Genomic DNA, 287 nt, shown 5'->3' on the forward strand with positions numbered 1-287 from the left:
TTTTGGTGGTTGGGTAGGGGAGCGTCGCGTGACTGCTGTGAAGCGCTGGGGTAACCCTAGTGTGGAGTGTGCGCGAGTGAGAATGCAGGCATGAGTAGCGAATGAGGAGTGGAAAACTCCTCCGCCGAATGACTAAGGGTTCCTGGGCCAGGTTAATCCTCCCAGGGTGAGTCGGGACCTAAGGCGAGGCCGACAGGCGTAGTCGATGGATAACGGGTTGATATTCCCGTACCCGTGTGTCCGCGCCCATGGTGAATCAGGGATACTAACCCACCTGAACACGCGCC

Annotated in this window: 1 rRNA gene; it reads left to right on the forward strand. The window is 58.2% G+C overall.

Annotated elements, in window-relative coordinates:
* Positions 1 to 287, forward strand: a 23S ribosomal RNA gene (locus HMPREF2857_RS08990); the annotation flags it as partial.

Origin of the sequence: Corynebacterium sp. HMSC076C10 (assembly GCF_001812455.1) — a bacterium.
GTDB classification, from domain to species: Bacteria; Actinomycetota; Actinomycetes; order Mycobacteriales; family Mycobacteriaceae; genus Corynebacterium; species Corynebacterium jeikeium_D.